Below are 17,797 nucleotides of genomic sequence, written 5' to 3' on the forward strand. Positions count from 1 at the left end.
GGTTTTTTATAAACTTTTAACTAAGGGGGAACCAATAGTGAGTAATGAAGAACAACAATTGAAGTCCGCACAGTCCTCAGTAGATTACACCAAAATTGTTCAGTCGCAATCCTTTCAAAAACTGCTTCAGGCAAAACGAAATTTCATCTTGCCAATGTCATTATTTTTCTTAGCATTTTATTTTACACTGCCGGTGTTAACGGCTTATTCCACCGTGCTGAATGAGTATGCAGTCGGCGCGATCAGCTGGGCATGGGTATTTGCCTTTGCCCAATTTATTATGACTTGGACGCTGTGTATGCTTTATTCCAGCCGTGCAAAGAAGTTTGATCAGATGGTAGAAGAAATCAAAGCTGAAGCAAGAAGGTAAAGGAGGAAACTTTCAATGAACATGCTGGCATTCTCTCTCTTTTTGGCAATCGTTATTATGACATTATTTATTACCTATTTTGCCTCAAAACGCACAAAGACAACCAGTGATTTTTACACCGCAGACAGCAGTTTAACCGGCTTTCAAAACGGACTGGCTATCGCTGGCGATTATATGTCCGCTGCATCCTTTTTAGGTATTGCCGGAATGATAGCGCTTTCGGGCTTTGATGGTTTCTTTTACAGCATAGGATTTTTAGTTGCTTATCTTGTGGTGTTATACATAGTGGCTGAGCCCCTTCGGAATTTGGGTAAGTATACAATGGCTGACATGATAGCAGCAAGGTTTAATAACAGTAAAGTGCGCGGTGTAGCGGCTCTGAATACGATTTCTATTTCAATCTTTTATATGATTGCTCAGTTAGTGGGAGCGGGAGGGCTTATTCATCTTCTCCTTGGCATTGAATATGTGTATTCTGTTCTGATTGTTGGCACTCTGATGACAATCTATGTGGTATTCGGAGGAATGACTGCAACGAGCTGGGTGCAGATTGTAAAAGCTGTTCTTCTTATGATAGGCACATTTATAATCTCAGTTATTGTGTTTGCTAAATTTGATTTCAGCATCATGAAAATGTTCTCTGAGATGCAGACGGCGACGCCGCTTGGCGAAAGCTTTTTGAATCCTGGGAATAAATTTAAAAATCCGCTTGATACAATTTCGCTGAATCTGGCGCTTGTTCTTGGAACAGCCGGACTTCCTCATATTCTGATTCGTTTCTTTACAGTGAAGGATGCCATTACAGCACGTAAATCCGTTGTATATGCAACCTGGATTATCGGTGCATTTTATGTGATGACTGTCTTTTTAGGTTTAGGAGCTGCAGCGTTTGTCGGCTATGATAATATTATAGCTGCCAACTCAGCTGGGAACATGGCAGCGCCATTGCTTGCAAAAGCGATCGGCGGGGATTTCTTATTCGCATTTGTTTCGGCAGTAGCATTCGCAACAATACTGGCTGTTGTAGCGGGACTCGTGCTATCAGCTGCTTCTGCATTTGCACATGACTTTTACAGCCATATTCTTCGCCGAGGAGAAGCAACTGAGAAAGAGCAGGTTGTCGCAGCCAGGTGGGCATCTATCGGTGTGGCGGTTCTTTCCATTCTTCTCGCATTGTTTGCGCAGAACATGAACGTTGCATTTTTAGTCGCACTGGCCTTTGCTGTTGCGGCAAGCGCCAATTTGCCAATTCTCCTGCTGACGATTTTCTGGAAACGGTTTAATACATCCGGCGCTGTTACAGGTATGCTGACTGGTTTGTTCAGTTCTTTGATTCTTGTAGCTATAAGCCCGAATGTATGGTCACCAGAAGCAGGAGCAGCCATTTTTGTTGGAGATCCTTTGTTCAGCCTTTCTAATCCGGGTATCGTTTCAATCCCGCTTGGATTCCTTGGTGCTTACATCGGAACCATCGTTTCAAGCAAAAAAGAAGATGCGAAGAAATTTGATGAGATTCTCGTGAAGGCGAATACTGGAATGAAATGAGGCATAAAAAATCCTTCCGCTTTGAAGCGGGAGGATTTTTGTATAAGACCAGTGACCTGATTCGGGCTGAACAAAAAGGCGGCCCGAAAGAATTGGAAAAACGGCTGAAAAAATCGCTATTTCCGCTGAAAGATTAATCACTTGAAGATTCATCTTTTGTTTTATGTTTCTTTTTTTCATCCTGAAGTCCGATTTTCACCTCTTCGGTTGGGATAGCGTCAACGGTCATTTCATTTTCCTGTTCAATAAGTGTTTTTCCGTCACGGCCTGGTATCTGCTCGGGGTTATCTTGTTTTTGTTTCGTTTTTTTATCAGTCACGCCAATCACCTCCATGTATGTACAGATACCTGTTTTACTGAGGGTTAAAACATTAAATAAACGTTTGTTTAAATATAATCTTCATTAAAAAAACAAAGAGGAGTTATGCGATTTTTGTCGAATATCAACTCAATACACAAATATAATTGAGGAAATTACGATGCTTGCAGAGAAATTAACATTACATGTTTTAATCGTTTTGGTTCCTGTCTTACTTTATACGGTTATTTTTGAAAACAAGCGCATTACGGCATCTCCTTATTTCTCCGGAGTTATTTACGGAATCGCTGCCTTTTTGTGCATGATTTTTTCGTTTTATGATTACGGTCTTTATTGGGATTTAAGGTATGTCCCAATGGTGCTGGCATTGTTGTATGGAGGTCCTGCTTCAGGCCTGATTGTTTTCTTTTTCATCCTGCTCGCCAGAACATACATAGGCGGGGAAGCGATCGTTTTTGGATATATAAGCGCCTTCCTTGCATTGATTGGACCGTTCCTATTTTCAAAGCGTTTTAGAAAGTACAAGCCTAAAAAAAGAATTCAGCTTTCTATCATTATTGGATTCTGGCCAGCTGTTGTCCAGCTTTTCATTCTGCTTTCTTTTTTAATCACATCTGATTACACCTTCAGCAGCAGCAGGGAGCTGTTATTTTATGTGTTTATCTTCGGAACTTTACAAGTTATCTCTATTGGGATGGCTGCTAAACTGATTGAAGCAGGCATTGACAGGAAGATGATGAAGCAGGAGATTATCCGTACAGAAAAACTGAACACAATTGGAGAGCTTGCTGCATCCATCGCACATGAAGTTCGAAATCCATTAACCGTTGTAAAAGGTTTTTTGCAGCTTATGGAAAAAGAAAAGAAGACCGAAGAACAATATATGCGTTTAATTTTGAGTGAGCTTGGCAGAGCAGAGTCCATTCTGAATGATTACCTTAATTTTGCTAAGCCTAAGCTTAAAAAAATTGAAGAATTTCAGCTCTCAGAAGTTATTCAGGATGTTGTCTATTTATTAAATGCACTTGCGGTCAAGCAAGGAGTTAAGTTATCCTGCCAGCTGCAGCCGGGCCTTTATGTTGAAACAGACCGAAGCCAGCTGAAGCAGGCACTTTTAAATTTCATTAAAAATGCAATTGAAGCAACTCCCGGAGGCGGAAGGGTCCGAATACAGCTTTTTTTGAAAAACAGCCATGCCCATACAGTCATATCTGATACAGGCAAGGGGATGACAACCGCGCAGCTTTCCCAGATTGGCACTGTCTTTTATTCTACCAAGGATAAAGGCACCGGTCTTGGAACAACCGTTTCTCTTCGCATTATTGAAACCATGAAAGGAAGAGTAGCTTATAAAAGCGAGCTTGGTGCAGGTACAGAAGTGACCATGATCCTGCCGGTGAAAAATAAGAAAAGAGGCGCACCACAGTAGTTACTGTGGTTTTTTATACTCTATTCAGGAAAAACGCTATTCCAGGCACCCAAAACAAAAAGAGCACTTAAATCACATCTTCCAATCTAAAATTCTAGTATTAACCTACTAAATTAGTAAAAATAATTATTTAAAAATTCAGATAACAAAAGTATAATAGGTTTGTATGTTACAGAAGGGGTGATGCAGATGAAGGCTTTGAGGTCTATTATTATTTGGGGGTTAGTCTCTGCACTGGGAGCAGCAGGATTTGCAGTCATCGCTCTCAATCAGGGGGAGAGCATTAATGCAATTTGGCTGCTGACAGCTGCTGTTTGTTCGTATGCGGTTGCATACCGTTTTTACAGCCGTTTTATTTCGAACAAGGTATTTGAGCTTGATGACAAGCGGGAAACACCTGCAGAGACACACAATGACGGCAAGGATTATGTGCCGACCAACAAATGGGTATTGTTTGGTCATCACTTTGCAGCAATCGCGGGAGCAGGACCGCTTGTAGGGCCAATACTTGCTGCACAAATGGGTTATTTGCCGGGTACGATCTGGATTATCGTCGGCGTTATCCTTGCAGGAGCCGTACAGGATTTCATTATTTTGTTCGGTTCAATGCGCCGAAAAGGAAAATCATTAGGGGAAATGATTAAAGAAGAAATTGGTCCGATAACGGGAATCATAGCCATGGTCGGTATTTTAGGTATTATGATTATTTTATTAGCAGTTTTGGCTCTCGTTGTTGTGAAAGCGCTTGTAGGAAGTCCGTGGGGAATGTTTACAATCGCAGCAACGATTCCAATTGCTGTGTTCATGGGCATTTACATGAGGTATATTCGCCCGGGAAGAGTGGGGGAAGGTTCAATAATAGGTGTCGTGCTTCTTCTATTATCGATCTTCCTTGGACAGTACGTTGCGGAAACTCCGGAACTTGCAAAGCTATTTACATATAAAGGCGAAACAATTGCTATTTTAATGATTATATACGGTTTCATAGCTTCTGTTTTGCCGGTTTGGCTCCTGCTTGCACCGAGGGATTATCTAAGTACATTCCTGAAAGTCGGAACGATTGTTGGTCTCGCACTTGGAATCATCGTTGTAGCTCCGGATCTGCAGATGCCGTCTGTTACACCATTTATAGATGGTACAGGTCCTGTATTTGCAGGGAATATGTTTCCGTTTTTATTTATCACGATTGCATGCGGTGCTGTTTCCGGTTTCCATGCTCTAGTATCTTCGGGCACAACGCCGAAAATGATCGAAAGAGAATCGCATGCCCGTCCAATCGGATATGGCGCGATGCTTACAGAATCTTTTGTCGCTGTTATGGCGATGATTGCTGCCTGTGTTCTTACGCCGGGTATCTATTTCGCTATTAATAGTCCGCCAGCATTGATTGGGACGGAAGCTGTACAAGCGGCAGCAACCGTTTCAAGCTGGGGCTATACGATCACACCGGATGATTTGACAGCGCTTGCAGACGATGTTGGAGAAGAAACGGTTCTCTCAAGAACTGGAGGAGCTCCAACTCTTGCAATCGGAATGGCTTATATCTTTTCTGAAGTCATCGGCGGTAAAGCGCTTATGGCCTTCTGGTATCATTTTGCCATTTTATTTGAAGCCCTATTTATTCTGACAACAATTGATGCAGGAACCCGGGTTGGGCGCTTTATGATTCAGGATTTATTGGGTCATGTCTATAAACCTTTGGCCAGAACGGAATATCTTCCGGCCAATATTCTTGCTACCGCACTTTGTGTTTTTGGCTGGGGGTATTTCCTCTATCAGGGTGTTATCGATCCGTTAGGCGGAATCAACACACTCTGGCCGCTGTTCGGCATTGCCAATCAGATGCTGGCAGGAATTGCATTGCTGCTTGGAACGACGATTCTTTTCAAAATGGGCAAAAAAGCATACGTTTGGATTACACTTGTTCCGACGACTTGGATTTTAATCGTAACGATGACAGCCGGATGGCAAAAGCTTTTCCATGAAAATCCGAAAATAGGATTCTTATCACATGCAAATCTGTTTAAGGGTGCGCTTGATAAAGGAGAGGTACTTGCCCCTGCTGCAAATGCCGCTCAGATGAAGCAGGTATTGGTAAATGATTATGTTGATGCAGGTCTTTGCGCCATCTTTATGCTTGTAGTAATCGCCGTCTTGATTTCGGCCATCCGCATATGGATAAAGGTATTGACCAACAAGAAGACCACATTGCACGAGGCGCCGTATATTGCCAGGTCTGAAGGAGGCATAAGCCACCATGTATAAGAAGCTGTCTACCATTCTTAAGTTCAGAAAGCAGTTTATCAGCTTGATGGCAGGTGTTCCAAGCTATGAAAAATATGTGGACCATATGATGATGCATCACCCGGATCAGCCGGTCCAAAGCAGAAAGGAATTTTTCTGCGAGGCACAGGAAGCACGCTACAACGCAAAAGGCGGAAAGGTTTCGCGCTGCTGTTAATGATGAGAAATCGCCCATCTTCCAGGTGGGCGATTTCTTTTTATCCTGAGGCTAAAACCACTAAATATCTGATAAAATAATAACAGGTGATGTCGAATGAAAGAAGTGCATATTTCAGTCAGAACACTAGTAGAATATGTTTTTAGATCGGGAAGCATTGATTCAAGATTCAGGACAGCTGCAACGATGACAGAAGGGACAAAAGCACATCAGACGATTCAGAAGACATATGAAGAAGCGGATCAAAAAGAAGTATTTTTAAAGACTGTCATCGAGCATAACCACCTCTCGTTTTTAATTGAGGGGAGATGTGACGGGCTTCTGTTAACTGAAGATATGCCATATATTGATGAAATAAAATCAACTGCGGGTGACCTTTCTTTATTAAAAGAGGATTCTCATCCAGTTCACTGGGCCCAGGCGAAATGCTACGCTTATATTGTTTCAAAAGAAAGAGCATTAGATCACATCGGTGTGCAGCTGACCTATGTCAGCGTAAAGTCAGGCGAACAAGTAAGGTTCAGAAAAATAGTTTCATCAGCAGATCTCGATTCTTTCATGGAGGAATTGGTAAAAGCTTATTCTCCATATGCTGAATTAAGAGCAGGGCATCAAAAGAAGCGTGATGAAAGCATTGAAAAGTTATCTTTTCCTTTCGAAACATACAGAGAGGGTCAAAGGAAGCTTGCTGGAACAGTCTACAAAGCGATCAGTGACAAGGAGGACTTGTTTGCTCAAGCCTCAACCGGAATCGGCAAAACGGTTTCTGCAGTCTTTCCAGCTTTGAAAGCTATGGGAGAGGGTAAAGTAGAAAGACTATTTTACTTAACGGCTAAAACGATTACAAGAAAAGCAGCAGAAGATACCTTTTCTTACATGGAAACAAAGGGACTGTGCTTAAATACCGTTACGATTACAGCAAAGGACAAGGTTTGCTTAAAAGATGAGACCCGCTGTCAAAAGGATTACTGCGAATTTGCAAATGGATACTATGACAGGATTAATGGTGCGGTGCTTGATATCCTCTCAAATGAAACCCGTTTAACAACAGACGTCATTAAGAAGTATGCGTTAAAGCATACCGTTTGCCCCTTTGAATTTTCCTTAGACCTCGCATCTGCTTCTGACGGAATGATTTGTGATTACAATTATGTGTTTGATCCGCGCGTATCCTTAAAACGTTTTTTCGATGAACAAAAGAAAAAATCGGTCCTGCTGATTGACGAAGCGCATAATCTGGTCGACAGGGGAAGGGCGATGTTTTCCGCAGACTTGAAAAAATCGGAATTTCTTCAGCTGAAAAAGGAATTTAAAACGGACAGCAGGTCCATTTTCGAACATGCAAAAAAAATAAATGATATTTTCATTGCTCTTAGAAAACAATGTGAAAATCATGAAATGCTGATGGAGAATATCCCTAATGAGCTAATTGAGCAGCTGGAACCATTTATTTCAGACGCAGAAAAAGAGCTTTTAATGGGAAGTCAGTCACAGCTTCTGTTAGATTGTTACTTTCAGGCTCAGACGTTTGTAAAAATGTCCAAGCTCTATGATGAGAGGTATGTGACGACAGTGGCAGCAGATCGAAGTGAGGCTGTGATTAAACTGCTGTGCCTTGATCCATCCTATCTTCTGCAGCAGGTGAAAAAACCGTTTCGCTCAAGTATTCACTTTTCAGCCACACTCTCTCCTATCCATTTTTACATGGACATGCTTGGAGGAGTTTCTGACGATTATCAAGTGAAAATTCCTTCCCCATTTGCCAGGGAAAACTTAGATGTCTATATCAAGCCGCTTTCTACCAGATATCACGACAGGGAAAAAAGCAAGAAGCCGATTTCTGAAGTGGTCATGCAGCTGCTTGAAGAACGGGGTGGAAACTACCTTATCTTTTTTCCTTCTTACGTTTATATGAAGGAGGTATATGAATCTTTGACAGAGGTGAATCCGCCTTTTGAAATGATGATTCAGCAGCCTCAGATGACGGAAGCAGAGAGAGAAGCTTTTTTAGCTGCCTTTCAAGAAAACAGCAGCACGACATTGATTGGATTTGCCGTCATGGGCGGGATCTTTTCAGAAGGTGTTGACCTTATAGGCAACCGGTTAAATGGGGTCATTGTTGTTGGAGTGGGTCTGCCTCAGATAGGCTTTGAAAGAAACATTATGAAAACCTATTTTCAGCAGACGGGAAAAAACGGGTTTGATTATGCCTATGTTTTCCCTGGGATGAACAAAGTTCTTCAGGCAGGCGGAAGACTGATTCGTTCTGAAAAAGATACCGGAACCATTGTGCTGGTCGATGACCGTTTCTTAACCGATAAGTACCAATCACTTCTGCCGTATGAATGGAAGAACTTTGTCATTTTAAACTGAGACCTCTTTTCTATTCATTCAAACTCTCTGTACAAGGGTTTTTAATCTGCGTATAGGGGTAAAAAGGGAAAAGAGGTGATAATAAATGAGTGAATTTTTAAAGGAATTCTTTCTATTTATAGGCGGATTCTTAAATATCGGAGTAATCCTGATGTTTGTCGTACTTGTTTTTGTCGTAATTGGAGTAAAACGAAAAAACAAACGCAAGGCTGGTCATATGAAAGATCAAAATCATTAATAGGAAGAAAAGATGCACTTCAGACAGGGGTGTATTTTTTTGTGCTTTTAGGTTTAGGGAGCACTAGTCTCATTCTCTCATCTTTTGTAAAAAAGCAGGATTATGACGCAAATTTACAAAAACGTCATAAATAGTTAATGTTCCCATAGTATTCTATTTTCGTGATAATCAGAAAAATGAGGAGGAATACCATTTTGCTTAAAAACAAACATGCTGCAGTGATCGTAAAACTGGCACTTATGATTAGTTTATTTATTCCTGTGTTTCAAGCTTCGCCATCACAAGCTTCAACTGGAGACGGCTCTTGGACAGCACCGTATTCAGTAGCTCAGGCAAATGCCAATCAAACTGGTTCTGTTAAAACGGTTAAAGGATACGTTGTGGGACAGCCGACCGCCGCTAACACGGTAGTGACATCCAATTATCCAAATGATTATGCACTTGCTCTCGCAGATTCACCGTCAGAAACAAGTACTTCTAAAATGATTTATGTCCAAATTCCATCCTCGTTCCGAACACAATTTGGTTTGAAAACGAACCCTTCTCTAAAAGGCACGGAAATGAAAGTGACGGGTAAACTTGCAGCCTATTTTTCTCACAGTGGGATAACGGGTGCGACAGCTATGGAAAAACAATCTGGAACCACTGACCCGACTGACCCGACTGACCCTAGTGATCCACCCCCTTATGATGACACATATTATCAATCTGCTATAGGGAAGACAGGCGAAGCTTTAAAGACGGAACTTCATAATATCATAGACGATCATAGAGAGCTTTCTTATGACAATGTCTGGGAAGCACTCAGAAACACAGATGAAGACCCAAACAATCCGAACAACGTCATTCTGCTTTATACAGGACGTTCACAAAGCAAACTTTCAAACGGCGGAAATGTGAATGATTGGAATAGAGAGCACGTTTGGGCCAAATCACATGGCGACTTTGGAACAAGTGCCGGTGCCGGTACTGATATCCATCATTTAAGACCAACTGATGTTTCAGTAAACAGTTCAAGAGGCAATCTTGATTTTGATAACGGAGGAACACAGCACTCTGAAGCTTTAGGCAACTACTATGACTCTGATTCATGGGAGCCGAGAGACGCTGTGAAAGGTGATGTGGCCAGAATGTTATTTTACATGGCGGTCCGTTATGAAGGTGACAGCGGCGAGCTGGATCTTGAACTGAACAACAATGTTAACAATGGATCAGCCCCGCTGCATGGAAAAATGTCTGTTTTACTTGAATGGCACAGGGAAGATCCAGTAGATGCACGAGAAAGAAGAAGAAATGACATCATCTTTAAAGACTATCAATCTAACCGCAATCCATTTATAGATCATCCCGAATGGGCTGAATCCATCTGGAACTAAGTAAATATCGGTAGCCTCCCAATCTGTATCGGGAGGCTTTTTATGTTTGATGGAATAAGAAAAAGGCAAATAGATTAGTATAAATGAAACCAAAAAGGAGACTAAATCATGCTGAAAGCTCTCTATTTGAATTGCTCTTTAAAAAAAGGAAACGAACCCTCCAACACAGAATCATTAATGAGACAATCCCAAAAACATATGCAGAATGAAGATGTTCAAACAGAAGAATTGCGGATTGCGGACTACAATATTGCATTTGGCATGTCAGAAGATATGGGCAGAGGCGATGATTGGCCGCTGATTATGAAAAAAATAGCCGAAGCTGATATCGTTGTGGTCGGAACTCCGCTGTGGCTAGGAGAAAAGAGCAGCATTGCTTCTCTTGTTATGGAAAGACTTTACGCATCAAGCAGTGAAACGAATGAAAAAAGCCAGTCTATTTATTATAATAAGGTTGGGGGAGTTGCAGTAACGGGCAATGAAGATGGCGCGAAGGAAGCAGCCCGCTCCATTTTATACGGACTGCAGCACATTGGATTTCTTATCCCGCCTAATGTGGATGTGTATTGGGTTGGAGAAGCAGGGCCGGGGCCTTCCTACATGGAAGCGGGAAAAGAAAATGCGTTTACGATTAAGAATACAAGAACAATGAGCTTAAATTTAGTTCACTTGGCGAGGCTTCTGGCCAAGCATCCGATTCCTGCTGCAGGAAATACATTATAAAAGCAATGGAGTGTGTACGATGATAATCAATGAATCCATTCAGCATGTCAGCCTGTCTGTGACAAATCTTGAGATGGCAAAGCATTTTTATGAAAATGTATTATGCCTAAAAGAAATCGAAAGACCGCCTTTTGATTCTGATGGCGTGTGGTATGAAATCGGCGACTCACAGCAAATTCATCTAATTGTCGATGAAGATTCGCAAACACTGAGAAAGAATTATACCCTGAATTCCAAAGAAGGACATCTTGCCCTGAGGATTGCCGATTATCAATCTGCGGTTGATTGGCTTATTTCACATCAAATTGAATATCGGGAAGACATAAATGGAGTGAGCGGTTTTGATCAAATATACTGCTGTGATCCAGACGGCAATTTAATCGAGCTGAATGTTGAACAAAATAAGTAAGAAAGAGGGATCATGTGTCTCTCTTTTTTTATGGGAAAGGCTGAGTTCGACATTTCCTTGGAAATAAATTAGGTTATTTGCGGATTCCTGTAGAAAAAGGATGAGAAGTTTATTGTGATTTATCCAAGCTTGTCAGTCACATAGGAATGGAAAATATCTTATGCTAGTTTTTGTGCATCTAACTGCTGTACAATATAATGAAACATTATACTAAGGGCGGATAAATAAATGAGCATTCTTTCTGTAGAGAATTTATATAAAACATATGGCGAAAAGACTTTGTTTGATCATATTTCATTTTCAATTGCTGAAAGGCAGAGAATTGGATTAATCGGGACAAACGGAACAGGGAAATCAACCCTTTTGAAATATCTTTCAGGACTTGAGACTGTTGAAGAAGGAAAAATGATTCATGCAAATTCGTTTCATATTGAATACCTTCCGCAGCAGCCTGAGCTTGAGGAAGAATTGACTGTCCTTGAACAGATCTATTACGGGGATTCCTTGATCATGCGGGCGATGCGCGATTATGAGCTTGCTCTTTCTGAACTGGAAGCAGATCCGTCTAATGAACAAAAACAGTCCAAGCTTCTTTCAATGCAGCAAAAAATGGATGAAAATGACGCCTGGGAAGCAAGTACTGTTGCCAAAACCGTCTTGACCCGACTGGGCATTTCCGACTTTGCAAGGCCGGTAAGGCTTTTATCCGGCGGTCAAAAGAAACGTGTTGCGATTGCAAAAGCTTTGATTCAGCCGGCAGATCTGCTGATTCTTGATGAGCCTACAAACCATCTGGATAATGAAACGATCGAATGGCTGGAGACTTTTTTAGCACAATACAAAGGCTCTATTCTTCTCGTGACCCATGATCGTTATTTCCTTAATCGGGTAACAAACCAAATTTTTGAATTAGAAAATGGCAAGCTGTATGTTTATGAGGGAAACTATGAAGTGTTTCTGGAGAAAAAAGCAGAGCGTGAATTCAATGCCGAACAGTCTGAAAGCAAGCGCCAAAACCTGCTGCGCAGAGAGCTTGCCTGGCTGAGACGCGGGGCTAAAGCCCGGACAACAAAACAAAAAGCACGCATTGGACGTGTGGAAGACCTTCAGGATCAGGAAGGACCGGCAGCAAAACAGAGCGTTGATTTTGCCATCGGGTCAACAAGACTTGGAAAAAAAGTAATTGAGCTTCAAGGTGTTTCAAAAGCATTTCAGGACCGTATTTTAATGACAAATGTAGATTATCTTGTGGTTCCGGGAGAGAGACTTGGAATCATCGGACCTAACGGAAGCGGAAAATCGACACTATTGAACATGATAGCAGGGCGCATTCAGCCTGACAGCGGCAAAGTTGAAATTGGCGAAACCGTTAAAATCGGCTATTATACTCAGGATCATGAGGCAATGGATGAAGATCTGCGTGTCGTTGAATATATAAAAGAAGTCGCGGAAGTTGTGCAGACAGTAGATCATCAAACGATTACAGCAGAGCAAATGCTTGAGCGCTTCATGTTTCCAAGATCGATGCAGTGGACATACATCCGCAAGCTATCAGGCGGAGAGCGCCGCAGATTGTATTTGCTTAAGGTATTAATGCAGGAGCCAAACGTTCTCTTCCTTGATGAGCCTACAAACGACTTAGACACTCAAACACTAAGCGTCCTCGAGGATTATCTTGATCAATTCCCTGGCGTTGTCGTCACTGTTTCCCATGATCGCTATTTCCTTGACCGTGTAGTGGATCATCTCCTTGTTTTTGAAGGCAGCGGCAAGGTCAGCCGATTCCAGGGAAGCTACACAGATTACATGGATGCAAGAAAAAGAATGAAAGAAGCTGAAAGTGCAGCACCAGCCCCTAAAGTTCAGGAAACGGCGGCAGCTCCGAAGCAGAGAAAAAAACTCTCCTATAAAGAGCAGCAAGAATGGGATGTTATTGAAGATAAGATTGCGGAACTGGAAGAAAAAAGAGAAGAGCTTGAAGGCCAAATCGCTTCAAGCGGCAGTGATTACGGCAAAATCCAGCAGCTGATGGAGCAGCAGAATGCTATTGATGCGGAGCTTGAAGCAACAATGGAGCGCTGGGAAGAACTCTCGCTTATGGTTGAAGAAATAGAAAATGCGAAGCAGCAATAAGTGTAAACAAGCAGCCCGGAAGGATTTTCTTTCCGGGCTGTTTGCTGCTTAAGAGAAAGGATGAAATTTTGCGCATTGGTGTCTTGCTCCACCTCCTGGCCCCTCGGCCAGAACAAATTCCCTCAGGAAAGTCAGACCCGGACTTTTCTGGGGAATTCTTATCTGTCTGTCGGGTTTGGCCAGTCGGTTCCGCTTTTCTTATTTCTTCAGATCCTTTTTCGTTTCTTCACTTCGGATGTTGATTTCTTTTGAGAATTCAGTATCCTGCTTCTTGTTGTTGGGATATTTGTTCTTCGATTCACGATTATCGTTGCGGTTAGTCAAGGTTATTCCTCCTTTAGTACAGATTAGAAGTTTATTTTGGTCCAAATCAGGCTTTTTTATCCGAAAAAAACACCTTCAGTTTAGAAGGTGCTGCAGGTTAAAGCAATGATTCTGCTCCATCAATATAGACTTCAGTGCCCGTAATATGACTGGATAAATCGGATGCAAGAAAATAAACTAGATCTGCCACTTGTTCAGGCGAGCCTGCTTTCTTTTCTAAAGGCTGCTCGCCCTCTGGAAACTCGACTGGGATTTCTACCTTTTTTATGTTTTCTTCTTCTGTAAAGGTATTGCTGTCGATGTTTGTTTCAATGGCTCCAGGACAGATCATATTGACTCGGATTTTATATCCTGCAAGCTCCAGGGCAGCCATTTTTCCAAATCCGACCTGGCCTATTTTTGACGTGCTGTAGGCTGACCGGCCAAATCCTCTGTATAAGCGGTTGCCATTAATAGAGCTGGTAATGATAATGCTGCCGCCATTTTCTTTCATATACGGAATCGCATATTTGACACTCAGAAATGTACTTCTTAAATTCGTGTTGATTGTTTGATCCCAGTCCTCTGGAGCAAGGTCCTCAATCGGGGTCCATCTGCCGTTAATCCCCGCGTTTGCAAACACGATATCGATTTGCCCCCACGTGCTGATGACTTTTTTGTAGCTGCTCTCCATTCGTTTCGCATCGGATACATCACACTCAACAATGATGGCCTCTCCGTTATTAGCTTCAATCGCAGATTTCACTTTTTTGGCATTTTCCTCTTTTATATCTAAAAGAGCTATTTTTGCTCCCTGTTCTGCAAGTTTCATTGCGGCAGCTTCACCGATGCCGGAGCTTGCGCCAGTAACAATCGCTACTTTGCCAGATAGATTCATAATGGGGACAGCCTCCTTATTATTGCACTTTTCTTGTTATTATCCCCTTATTGCCGAGTAAGGAAACCCCTTTATAAAAAGGCTGTGGCCGGATGCTTTATGTATTGTATATCTGAAGTAGTGAAGATCTCGCCATTAATATCGTTGTGTTGACTGATTTTACAGTGTGCACCATAACATTTCAAACGCATCGGGTACAAAGTGAAATTCAATCTTTGAATAGGTAATAAAAGAAAAACAGGTACATTTATGTAATGTACCTGTTTTTTGTTAAGCGCCTTTTCTGATAGGTTCATGCTGCTTTTTATTCTGAAAAAGGAATTTGGCAACATGGTTTGTTTTTGCTGAAAAAATCGGATTTAAGATGAATAGAGTCAAGAAGTTAGCTGATAATCCCCAGAAACCTTCATAAACTCCAAAAGAAAGGCCTGTTCCATATACTGTGAATGTTACCGTCAGTCCTACGAGGAGACCGATAATGGTTGCTTCCTTCGTCTGCTTTTGCCAAAAAAGGCTGAGCACGATGGCAGGGAATATCTGAACCATTCCTGATACCCCAAGCAGCTGCAGGGATACAAGAGCAGTCGGAAATAATAATCCAAAGATTAAGGCTAAACCGATTACCAGAAAAACCATGCTTCTTGTAATCATTGTCAGCTTTGCCGGTTTTACTCGGGGATTGATTAAATCTCTATAGATATTATTAGCGAATAAATTCGATGCGCCAATCGCCATGATGGAGCATGGAATGAGAGAAGCAAGGGCAATTGTTGAATAAGCGAGGCCCTGTGCAACACCGCCATAGGATGTCTGAATCAGCGTCAGCAGTGCAAATCGCGGATCCGTATCTCCCGGCAGAACGAGAAAAGCAATGAATCCCAAGAAGATGACAAGAATTAATACGACATTATATAAAGGCAAAAATATCGAATTCTTACGGATGGCATCTGCGCTTCTGGCTGTAAATACACCTGTAGCAGCATGAGCCCACATAAACAGGGCAAGAGAAGAGACAACTGCCGCACTAGAGAACCACATCAGCCCTTTTGGTCCTGATTCAGGGATCGTTAAAAGCTGGGGAGCTTCTGTCACTACTTTATCGATCATCGGTGTCCATCCCCCAAAGTGAATGATTGGAAGAGATGCAACCATGAAAAGCATAATGGCCCATACAAGAACATCTTTAATAATGGCTGTGTATGTTGGACCTTTGATTCCACTGAAGAAAGTATACAGTGCAACTAAGAAAAAAGAAGTAATAACAACGACGGTTACATTAATATATCCAGTTCCCGCAACACGCAATGTATCCATAATACCGCTGAGCTGCAAATCGATATAAGGAATCAGCATAAGTACGCCAACGATAGCAATTAACGACGAAAGCAGCTTGCTGTCAAAGCGCTCGCGTGCATAATCTGCAAGTGTTGTCAGCTGAAATTTTTTTGCCACCTTCCAGAGCTTCGGAAGGAAAAAATAAGCGATAAAGTACGCGAGCACCGAATAAGGAATCGCGAAAAAGGCAATGCTCCCGGCCTGAAATGCTGTACTGGTCAAACCAAGAAAGGTATAAGCGGTGTATAGATCTGCACCTACTAAAAACCAGACAAGCAGTCCTCCAAATTTTCTGCCTCCAACTGACCACTCTTCAACAGAGCTTCTCGATGCTTTATCACGTCCGGCTAAAAAACCAATTAATACAACCGTTAAAATAATGAATATCGTAATGCTTAGTGCTGTCACATTTCCCTGCTGCATCATTCAAGACCTCCCTGATTCTTTTGGATTTTAAAGATTCCCCACGTACATAAAGGAGTCAGGGCAATCCACAGGAAGAGCCAGAGGTGAAGGAACGGCAATCCGAGTATGATCGGATCGATCCTGTTTACGAAAGGAAGCAAGATAATCTGTAAAAATGGGATAAAAATAAGTAAACCAATAAAATATTGCTTTTTCACTAAAATGCCTCCTGTAGTTACATAGTTGAATGTTCATTATGATAACAAGGAAATAAGTATCGGACAAGAGGGAATTTTTAAAATTATATAAAAATTTAATATATTAGAAGGAATAATGTTGGACCATGCGGTCTCATGGACTGCTACGCCTCAAGTCTTAGTTCAAAATAAAGCTCTGGCTCGTTATGAGAAAACCGCAGGGAAGGTAGGATAGAGATATAGAAAGGAGGAACAGAATATGAAAAAATTCGGTTTATTGATCGCAGGGGGAATAGCAGCCATAGTCCTGCTCGCAAATCTTGCCCCAATGCTGGCACTGGCCATCAGTCTGGTTATCCTTTATTACTCGTATAAAGGATTCATGAAGACTGATTCAACTGGAATGAAAGTTTTCTGGGCAATCGCCGGAATCATTGCCTTATGTGCGTCGGCATCAAATCTTCCAGCCGTACTTGGCGCAGTCGCAGCTTACATCCTTTATATTGTCTATAAGAAATGGAACAACAAAGAAAAGACTGCTTTTAAAGAAACAAACGACCCATTCACAAATTTTGAAAGACAATGGGCAGAAATGAAAAAAAATCAATAATTGAAAGAGGAGAGGTAAAAAATGAGTAATTTGTTTACAAGAATTAAGGAAACAATCAAGGCAGATTTTCACGAAATTCTGGATCAAAAAGAGCAGAAAAATCCAATCGCTCTGCTGAATCAATACTTAAGAGAATGTGAGCAGGAAACTGATAAGGTCCGAAACCTTGTGGAAAGACAGTATTTATTAAAAGAGGAATTCACACGCGAATATAAGCAGGCAGAGCACCTTACTGAAAAACGCAAGCGCCAGGCAGAAATTGCAGCACAGGCCGGCGAGACAGAACTGCATGAATTTGCAGTGAGAGAACATGAACAGTATCAGGAGCGTACAGTAAGATTGAGCGAATCCTTAAAAGAAGTAACCCGTCAATTAGAAGATCTTGAACGCAAGTATGAAGAAATGAAGCATAAACTAAAGGACATGTATATCAAGCGCATGGAACTGATGGGCCGTGAAAATACAGCACGCGCTTCTCACCGCATGAACAAAGTATTAGACAACAGCAGCTATTCGGCTGGTTCGTATGGCCGCTTTGATGAGATGGAAAACTATCTTGAGCGATTAGAGCATCAGGTCAATACAGGCTATCACCGCAATACAATTGATGGCAGAATTGCACAGCTTGAAAAAGAACTTAAAAAAGAAGATTCTATTACACAATAAAAACATG

The 17,797-nt window shown here is 41.7% G+C and carries 18 protein-coding genes; 13 read left to right on the plus strand and 5 right to left on the minus strand.

Going from position 1 to position 17,797, the window contains the following annotated elements; all coding sequences use genetic code 11:
* Positions 1 to 37: 37 nt before the first annotated feature.
* Together QLQ22_RS02835 and QLQ22_RS02840 are read left to right on the plus strand one after the other, a co-directional pair.
* Positions 38 to 370 carry a DUF485 domain-containing protein gene (locus QLQ22_RS02835; RefSeq protein ID WP_223439498.1) on the plus strand — a complete coding sequence of 111 codons (333 nt, stop codon included), beginning with the start codon at positions 38 to 40 and terminating at the stop codon, positions 368 to 370.
* 15 nt (positions 371 to 385) lie between these two features.
* Positions 386 to 1,915: a solute symporter family protein gene (locus tag QLQ22_RS02840; protein ID WP_284015975.1), complete on the plus strand. Its 1,530-nt coding sequence runs from the start codon at positions 386 to 388 to the stop codon at positions 1,913 to 1,915.
* A 133-nt stretch (positions 1,916 to 2,048) separates the two neighbouring features.
* Here QLQ22_RS02840 and QLQ22_RS02845 read toward each other — a convergent pair whose 3' ends face one another.
* Positions 2,049 to 2,234, minus strand: a complete 186-nt coding sequence (locus tag QLQ22_RS02845) for a hypothetical protein (protein ID WP_223439503.1) — start codon at positions 2,232 to 2,234, stop codon at positions 2,049 to 2,051.
* Positions 2,235 to 2,394: 160 nt separating this feature from the next.
* Between QLQ22_RS02845 and QLQ22_RS02850 the strand changes: the two genes are divergently transcribed.
* The 9 genes from QLQ22_RS02850 to QLQ22_RS02890 all read left to right on the plus strand — a co-directional run bounded on the left by QLQ22_RS02850 (position 2,395) and on the right by QLQ22_RS02890 (position 13,376).
* Positions 2,395 to 3,663: an ATP-binding protein gene (locus tag QLQ22_RS02850; RefSeq protein ID WP_284015976.1), complete on the plus strand. Its 1,269-nt coding sequence runs from the start codon at positions 2,395 to 2,397 to the stop codon at positions 3,661 to 3,663.
* A 189-nt stretch (positions 3,664 to 3,852) separates the two neighbouring features.
* Positions 3,853 to 5,928 carry a carbon starvation CstA family protein gene (locus tag QLQ22_RS02855; RefSeq protein ID WP_223439507.1) on the plus strand — a complete coding sequence of 692 codons (2,076 nt, stop codon included), beginning with the start codon at positions 3,853 to 3,855 and terminating at the stop codon, positions 5,926 to 5,928.
* Entirely contained in the window at positions 5,921 to 6,124 is a 204-nt protein-coding gene (locus QLQ22_RS02860; protein WP_223439509.1) for a YbdD/YjiX family protein, read from the plus strand. The genes QLQ22_RS02855 and QLQ22_RS02860 overlap by 8 nt, the downstream gene beginning before the upstream one ends.
* A 96-nt stretch (positions 6,125 to 6,220) precedes the next feature.
* The gene (locus tag QLQ22_RS02865) at positions 6,221 to 8,497 is read left to right on the plus strand and encodes an ATP-dependent DNA helicase (RefSeq protein ID WP_284015977.1); all 2,277 of its coding nucleotides are present in this window, start codon (positions 6,221 to 6,223) and stop codon (positions 8,495 to 8,497) included.
* A gap of 85 nt (positions 8,498 to 8,582) precedes the next feature.
* Positions 8,583 to 8,735, plus strand: a complete 153-nt coding sequence (locus QLQ22_RS02870) for a hypothetical protein (RefSeq protein ID WP_284015978.1) — start codon at positions 8,583 to 8,585, stop codon at positions 8,733 to 8,735.
* A 239-nt stretch (positions 8,736 to 8,974) separates the two neighbouring features.
* Positions 8,975 to 10,111, plus strand: a complete 1,137-nt coding sequence (locus tag QLQ22_RS02875; protein ID WP_284016734.1) for an endonuclease — start codon at positions 8,975 to 8,977, stop codon at positions 10,109 to 10,111.
* A gap of 108 nt (positions 10,112 to 10,219) precedes the next feature.
* On the plus strand, positions 10,220 to 10,834 hold the full coding sequence (locus QLQ22_RS02880; protein ID WP_284015979.1) for a flavodoxin family protein: 615 nt from the start codon (positions 10,220 to 10,222) through the stop codon (positions 10,832 to 10,834).
* 19 nt (positions 10,835 to 10,853) lie between these two features.
* On the plus strand, positions 10,854 to 11,243 hold the full coding sequence (locus QLQ22_RS02885) for a VOC family protein (protein WP_223439513.1): 390 nt from the start codon (positions 10,854 to 10,856) through the stop codon (positions 11,241 to 11,243).
* A gap of 228 nt (positions 11,244 to 11,471) precedes the next feature.
* Entirely contained in the window at positions 11,472 to 13,376 is a 1,905-nt protein-coding gene (locus QLQ22_RS02890; RefSeq protein WP_223439515.1) for an ABC-F family ATP-binding cassette domain-containing protein, read from the plus strand.
* A gap of 198 nt (positions 13,377 to 13,574) precedes the next feature.
* Here QLQ22_RS02890 and QLQ22_RS02895 read toward each other — a convergent pair whose 3' ends face one another.
* From QLQ22_RS02895 to QLQ22_RS02910, 4 genes are all read right to left on the minus strand, one after another.
* Positions 13,575 to 13,700, minus strand: coding sequence for a hypothetical protein (locus QLQ22_RS02895; protein ID WP_275976734.1), 126 nt, complete (start codon positions 13,698 to 13,700; stop codon positions 13,575 to 13,577).
* A gap of 97 nt (positions 13,701 to 13,797) precedes the next feature.
* Positions 13,798 to 14,577, minus strand: coding sequence for an SDR family oxidoreductase (locus QLQ22_RS02900; protein WP_284015981.1), 780 nt, complete (start codon positions 14,575 to 14,577; stop codon positions 13,798 to 13,800).
* Positions 14,578 to 14,847: 270 nt separating this feature from the next.
* Positions 14,848 to 16,335: a sodium:solute symporter family protein gene (locus QLQ22_RS02905; protein WP_284016735.1), complete on the minus strand. Its 1,488-nt coding sequence runs from the start codon at positions 16,333 to 16,335 to the stop codon at positions 14,848 to 14,850.
* A complete protein-coding gene (locus QLQ22_RS02910; RefSeq protein WP_223439519.1) occupies positions 16,335 to 16,535 on the minus strand; it encodes a DUF3311 domain-containing protein in 201 nt (66 codons plus the stop codon). Before QLQ22_RS02910 ends, QLQ22_RS02905 begins: the two co-directional genes overlap by 1 nt.
* 238 nt (positions 16,536 to 16,773) lie before the next feature.
* On the opposite strand from QLQ22_RS02910, the gene QLQ22_RS02915 reads away from it, so the two are divergent.
* Positions 16,774 to 17,124, plus strand: a complete 351-nt coding sequence (locus tag QLQ22_RS02915; protein WP_223439521.1) for a lmo0954 family membrane protein — start codon at positions 16,774 to 16,776, stop codon at positions 17,122 to 17,124.
* A 21-nt stretch (positions 17,125 to 17,145) separates the two neighbouring features.
* The gene (locus tag QLQ22_RS02920; protein WP_223439523.1) at positions 17,146 to 17,790 is read left to right on the plus strand and encodes a PspA/IM30 family protein; all 645 of its coding nucleotides are present in this window, start codon (positions 17,146 to 17,148) and stop codon (positions 17,788 to 17,790) included.
* Positions 17,791 to 17,797: the final 7 nt, after the last annotated feature.

This window comes from Metabacillus hrfriensis (genome assembly GCF_030127205.1).
GTDB lineage: Bacteria > Bacillota > Bacilli > Bacillales > Bacillaceae > Bacillus_P > Bacillus_P dongyingensis.